A 4,257-nucleotide genomic window follows, 5' to 3' on the forward strand; every position below is an offset into this window, starting at 1 on the left:
GTATAAGGGGTAGAAAAAGTAATTTTCTGAAAAGTTGAATGGTGATAGTATAGTAAAGGTGTAAGTAGGAGAATGGCCTTAATGGGGTACATATAAAATCAGTGGGGGAATGAAATATGTATACAACATTTCTATTTGATTTAGATGGAACATTAACTGATCCGAAAGAAGGGATTATAAATTCTGTTCTATACGCGTTAGAAAAAATCGGGATCGAAGAAGTAAATATAAGCGAGTTAGATTCATTTATCGGCCCACCAATACAACAATCTTTTGTAGATAGATATAATATGAATGAAATAGAAGTAGAACGAGCAGTGTTTTATTTTCGGGAATATTTAAAGCAAAGTGGTTTATTAGAGAATAAAGTATACGATGGAATTGGGGCCCTATTGCAAGAATTAAAGGATGCTGGCAATCGTTTGTTTGTAGCAACTTCAAAGCCTACTGTATTTGCGAAACAAGTAATAGAGCACTTTCAGTTAACATCTTTTTTTGAAGAGATTGTTGGGAGCAATTTAGATGGGACAAGAATAAAAAAGGAAGAAATAATTGCTCATATTTTACAAACAAATGAAGAACTTCAAAAAGAAGAAATGGTGATGATTGGTGATAGAAAGCATGACGTAATCGGTGCGAACAGTAACGGAATTGCTTCAATAGGTGTATTGTATGGATATGGTAATGAGAATGAATTGAGTGATGCTGGGGCGAGTCATATAGTGAAAGATGTCGAAGAGTTACAAAGCTTTTGTATAGAGAATAGTACGATAAAATTATAGAAATAGAACCTAGAAATCCCTTTATAACATATGACGATGAAATCGTTTTTGTTTAAAGGGATTTTACATATGTAATCGAATACTATAATTAGACAATTTTAGCATGAAAAATTTGTAATAAAGTGAAACTTTAATCAGTGGAGGTTTTGTCCATCCTCCACTGATTATCAGCCCTCACCAATCGGGCTTTTACGGGCAGTTGATCTCTCGCCTAGCTTCCGCACATTCGCCGAATTTTAAGATGGGAGTCATACTGCCCGCAAATAGCGGGATAAAAAGAGGAGGAATGTCATGAAATAAAAGGTTTCGAAATACTAGTGAAAGTTCGTTGTCAAAAGATTGAATTTTCAGTTTAAAAGGAGGGTTATAATTGGAGCTAGTTATTATTTTATTAGCACTTAGTTTACTCATGTTTGTAGCATATAAAGGATTTTCTGTAATATTATTCGCACCGATTTTTGCATTATTTGCGGTATTTTTGACAGAGCCTAGTTTTGTATTACCTTTCTTTTCAAATATTTTTATGGAGAAAATGGTAGGGTTTATTAAATTATATTTCCCTGTGTTTTTACTTGGAGCAATATTTGGGAAAGTAGTAGAAATGTCAGGAATCGCTGATTCCATCGCAAAGACGATTGTAGAGTTAGTTGGAGAAAAACGTACAATTTTAGCGATTGTTTTAATGGGAGCTATTTTAACGTATAGCGGTGTTAGTGTGTATGTAGTGGTATTCGCTATATTTCCGTTTGCGGCTAAGTTGTTTCGACAAGCGGATATCCCAAAGCGTTTAATCCCTGGCACAATCGTTCTTGGAGCAGCAACATTTACAATGGATGCGCTTCCTGGATCACCACAAATTCAAAATGTAATACCTACAACTTTTTTTAAAACTGATATTTATGCAGCACCGATACTTGGTATTTTAGGCGCAATTTTTGTTTTAACGTTAGGTTTACTTTATTTAGAGAGTAGGCGTAAGAAGGCAAAAGCAGCAGGAGAAGGGTATTTTGGTTTTAACGATGGAAAGTCTGAAATGGCAGCATCTTTACAATTAGAACAAAAAGATATACCGATACTAAGCAGTATTGAAATCACAAGAGTACAGCAAGTAATTGCGTTTGTACCACTTATTTTAGTAGGTGTAATGAATAAAGTTTTCACAATCATGATACCAAAGTGGTATCCAAATGGTTTTGATTTCTCAGCTATTGGTATGAAAGCATTTGGAAAAGTAGAATTAAGTGCGGTAGTTGGAATTTGGTCTGTAGAATTGGCACTTATTATAGGGATTTTATCAACGCTTTTATTATATTGGAAACGAGTAGTAACTGGATTTCAAGCTGGATTGAATACAAGTATTGGTGGAGCGCTACTTGCAACAATGAATACAGGAGCTGAATTTGGATTTGGCGGTGTTATTGCAGCACTTCCAGGTTTTGCAATTATGAGAGATAGCATCTCTGCAACTTTCACGAATCCATTAGTGAATGGGGCAGTAACGACGAATATTTTGGCTGGTATTACTGGATCAGCATCAGGAGGAATGGGGATTGTTTTAAGTGCGATGGGAGATAAATTTATTGCAGCGGCCAATCAATATGATATTCCATTAGAAGTTATGCACCGCATTGTATCAATGGCATCAGGCGGAATGGATACATTACCACATAATGGTGCAATTATTACTATTCTAACGGTAACAGGATTAACACATAAACAGTCATATAAAGATATATTTGCTATTACAGTTTTGAAAACGGTCGCTGTATTTGCAGTCATCGCGTTCTATACTTTAACAGGAATCTATTAATACTAGTTAATATACGAAAAGAAAATATTTATCAGATTGATATTTTACATAATAAAATATTTATTGTAACTACTCAGTCACTCTATGAAAAATCGGCAGAAAAGTTTTTTTAGTTGGTCGAGAGAGGACCTGGCTATGTATAGGAGCGGTCAGGGCCTTTCCAAGCGCAAAGTTTTAAAACAAAGAAGGTAGAAAGGTGTAGGTCCATTTGTATCTTCATGGCAGCAATCTATATACTGAAAAATGAAAATAACTTTCTATAGTTAATAAGGAGCTTATTTTAGCTGGAATAATACTCTTTATCAAACTTCTAAATGAAATGTATGGATGAGTAGTTGCAAATATTTATTATGGATAGAAGGGGTGGAGTACTTGCAAGAAGTTGCTGAGTTTCGTATGCCGAAGTCTGTATTATATGGGAGAAATTCGTTTGAAAAACTAGGGGATCAATCAAGAAAGTTAGGGAAAAGGGCTTTTATTGTAAGTGATACAATTATGGAGAAGTTGGGTTATGTTGAAAGATGTGTGGATCACTTAAATGCGAAAGGGATTACTGTTATTACGTACAATGAAGTAAATACTGAGCCTACAAATTTGCACGTATTAGAAGCGTTATCTATTTGTAAAGAAGGAAAATGCGATTTTATCATAGGTATTGGCGGAGGAAGTTGTATTGATGTTGCGAAAGCAGTAGCAGTGTTATATACAAATGGTGGAGAAATTGAAGATTACGTCCAAAAGGATATAGAAATAGAATACAATCCACTACCGCTAATCGCAATCCCAACGACTTCTGGTACTGGATCGGAAGTAACAAGTGTAGCAGTAATTACGAATAAAAAAACAGATGTGAAAATGATGATAAAACATCCAAGCTTTATCCCTCATGTTGCGATAATAGACCCGATTTTTACAAGTTCGGTACCACCTCATATTACTGCAGCAACGGGAGTAGATGCATTATGCCATGCAATTGAAGCTTATATTTCTAAAGTTTCACAACCTCTTACAGATGTTCTTGCTCTTTCAGCTATTGAAAGCATTATGAAATATTTACGTATCGCATATGAAGATGGAGATAATATGGAATCAAGGGAAGCAATGATGATTGCTTCATTACAAGCTGGGATTGCTTTTTCAAATGCATCTGTTACATTAGTGCATGGTATGTCTCGTCCAGTGGGGGCATTATTTCATGTGCCACATGGAATATCGAATGCAATACTATTACCTGCAGTTTTAGAGTTTACAAAAATGAGTGCAATAAAAAGGTTAGCGGAAGTAGGACGTAGCTTAAACAAAGATTTGTATTCTCATTCTAATGAAGAAGTAGCGAACTACACGATTGCTGAAATTAAGAAACTTTGTTTTGATCTTCGTATTCCTAATTTAAGAGAATACGGAATTGATGAAGTAGAATTTGAAAATGCTATTTCTAAAATGGCGAAAGATGCTATCGAAAGTGGGAGTCCAAGTAACAATCCACGAGTTCCATCTTATGATGAAATAAAAGAGCTCTATCGAAAATGCTTTGACTATAAATATGAGTCTACTACAAAAGTTATTTTCTGAATATTCTTTAATTATTTCCGTGGAAATGAAAAATAACTTTAAATCATGTAGAGGGTTTATGTGATAAAGAAAATGTTTTCATTGCTATAAAAC

3 protein-coding genes are annotated in these 4,257 nt (G+C 34.6%); all 3 read left to right on the forward strand.

All coding sequences use genetic code 11. From position 1 onward, the window contains the following. The first annotated feature begins 116 nt into the window (after positions 1-116). The 3 genes from AB3X48_RS18425 (at position 117) to AB3X48_RS18435 (ending at position 4,164) form a co-directional block, all read left to right on the forward strand. Positions 117-782 (forward strand): HAD family hydrolase, encoded by a 666-nt coding sequence (locus tag AB3X48_RS18425; RefSeq protein WP_088099025.1) that lies wholly within the window; start codon positions 117-119, stop codon positions 780-782. A 370-nt stretch (positions 783-1,152) separates the two neighbouring features. Next, positions 1,153-2,592 carry a GntP family permease gene (locus AB3X48_RS18430; protein WP_002200657.1) on the forward strand — a complete coding sequence of 480 codons (1,440 nt, stop codon included), beginning with the start codon at positions 1,153-1,155 and terminating at the stop codon, positions 2,590-2,592. A gap of 372 nt (positions 2,593-2,964) precedes the next feature. After that, on the forward strand, positions 2,965-4,164 hold the full coding sequence (locus AB3X48_RS18435; RefSeq protein WP_016104725.1) for an iron-containing alcohol dehydrogenase: 1,200 nt from the start codon (positions 2,965-2,967) through the stop codon (positions 4,162-4,164). Positions 4,165-4,257: the final 93 nt, after the last annotated feature.

It is taken from the genome of Bacillus sp. S4 (assembly GCF_040838205.1).
GTDB lineage: Bacteria > Bacillota > Bacilli > Bacillales > Bacillaceae_G > Bacillus_A > Bacillus_A cereus_U.